This is a genomic window from Methylobacterium sp. CCH5-D2, assembly GCF_001556475.1.
Lineage (GTDB): Bacteria > Pseudomonadota > Alphaproteobacteria > Rhizobiales > Beijerinckiaceae > Methylobacterium > Methylobacterium hispanicum.
The window spans coordinates 1-284 of sequence record NZ_LSIX01001065.1 but is presented as its reverse complement, the minus strand read 5'-3'; the positions used below and the strand labels follow the sequence as shown (position 1 = coordinate 284).

1 pseudogene is annotated in these 284 nt (G+C 81.7%); it reads right to left on the bottom strand.

Going from position 1 to position 284, the window contains the following annotated elements:
- Positions 1 to 284, bottom strand: a pseudogene (locus tag AX737_RS35005) (hypothetical protein); the annotation flags it as partial.

The window sequence follows — 284 nt, the reverse complement described above, 5'->3', positions numbered from 1 at the left end:
GGCCTCGCCAAGCTGCGCCAGGCGGTCCTCGACGGCGACGGCGCGGCCGGGGGCGGGCGGGGCGGCCGGGTCGGACGGGATCGCCTGCGTGGTCAGCGGGTCCGCGAGCGCGGTCTTCGGCGCCTCGGCGGCCCGCTCGGCGCTCGACGCCGCGGACTTCGGGACCTCGGACTTCGACGCCTCGGGCTTCGGGGCCTCGGGCTTCGGGGCCTCGGGTTTGGCAGCCTCCGCCGTCGCCTCGCTCCGGGCGGGCTCGGGGGCGGCGGCCGCGCGCGGGGCCGGGA